Genomic DNA, 1,854 nt, shown 5'->3' with positions numbered 1-1,854 from the left:
CGAAGGCGGCAACATCATCTACACCGCCAGCCTTGTGGATAAAAACGGCGCGGCAGTGACTAACATCACCAACCCGTTGACCGTCACTCTCGATAACGGCCAGACCATCACCATCGGCGTTAATCAGACCAGCGGCAACGTCACTGTTGTCGCTCCAGATGACGTGTACAAGGGCGACCAGACCGTCACTACCGCTATCACTAACGTGACTGGTGGCGAGCATTTCGAGAATTTGGTTCCAGGTACGACGCCGGTTAGCACTACCGTCACGGATACTCCGGGTACCGATAACACCACTACTGTCACGCTGACCGCGCCAAGCGCAGTCAATGAAGGTGGTCAAATCACCTACACCGCGACCTTGAGCAACAAGGCCGGTACTGACGTCACGCTGAAGTTGGACAATGGCTCGAGCATCACCATCAAGGCTGGCGACACCGTCGGTTCCGTGACTGTGGCTGCGCCTGGCGATGACGTGTTTATCGACAAGAGCACTCAGACGGTCAAGATCACTGACACCACTGGCGGTAACTTCGAGAAGTTGGAAGTGGCTGGTGATGGTGCAACTACGACCATTAACGACACCATCGACAAGGTCGATGTGGTTCTGACCGCGACCACCACCGTCGGTGAAGGCGGCAACATCGTTTACACCGCGTCGCTGGTCGACAAGTCGGGCAATGCGGTGACCAACATCACCAATCCGCTGACCGTGACTTTGGATAATGGCCAGACCATCACCATCGGCGTGAATCAGTCCAGCGGCAACGTCACAGTTGTAGCTCCAGATGACGTGTACAAGGGCGACCAAACCGTCACTACCGCTATCACTAATGTGACTGGCGGCGAGCATTTCGAGAATTTGGTTCCAGGCACAACGCCTGTCAGCACTACCGTTACCGATACTCCGGGCACTGATAACACCACTACCGTTACGCTGACCGCACCTGGCGAAGTCAACGAAGGCGGTCAGATTACGTACACCGCTACGCTTTCCAATAAAGCGGGCACTGACGTAACCCTGAAGCTGGATAACGGTTCGAGCATCACCATCAAGGCTGGCGACACCGTCGGTTCCGTGACTGTTGCAGCGCCTGGCGATGACGTGTTTATCGACAAGAGCACCCAGACCGTCAAGATCACTGACACCACTGGCGGCAACTTCGAAAAACTGGAAGTCGCTGGTGATGGTGCAACTACGACCATCAACGACACCATCGACAAAGTGGATGTGGTTCTGACTGCAACGACCACCGTTGGTGAAGGCGGCAATATCGTTTACACCGCGTCGCTGGTCGACAAGTCGGGCAATGCGGTGACCAACATCACCAACCCGCTGACCGTGACTTTGGATAATGGCCAGACCATCACCATCGGCGTTAATCAGACCAGCGGCAACGTCACTGTTGTAGCTCCAGATGACGTGTACAAGGGCGACCAGACCGTCACTACCGCTATCACTAACGTGACTGGTGGCGAGCATTTCGAGAATTTGGTGCCAGGTACTACGCCGGTTAGCACTACCGTCACGGATACTCCGGGTACCGACAACACAACTACTGTCACGCTGACCGCGCCAAACGCAGTCAATGAAGGTGGTCAAATCACCTACACCGCCACCTTGAGCAACAAGGCCGGTACTGACGTCACGTTGAAGTTGGACAATGGATCGAGCATCATCATCAAAGCTGGTGAAACCGTTGGCTCCGTGACTGTTGCGGCGCCTAGCGATGACGTGTTTATCGATAAGAGCACTCAGACGGTCAAGATCACTGACACTGCTGGCGGCAACTTCGAGAAACTGGAAGTGGCTGGTGATGGTGCAACTACGACCATCAACGACACCATAGACAA

1 protein-coding gene is annotated in these 1,854 nt (G+C 55.0%); it reads left to right on the top strand.

Annotated elements, in window-relative coordinates:
• A partial coding sequence (locus ACTD9P_RS29520; RefSeq protein ID WP_438870408.1) for an immunoglobulin-like domain-containing protein occupies positions 1-1,854 on the top strand: 1,854 nt, incomplete at both ends.

Source organism: Pseudomonas onubensis (assembly GCF_965653655.1).
Classification (GTDB): domain Bacteria; phylum Pseudomonadota; class Gammaproteobacteria; order Pseudomonadales; family Pseudomonadaceae; genus Aquipseudomonas.
Note: the sequence above shows the minus strand (reverse complement) of the source record. Positions and strands in the feature narration are given on the sequence as shown.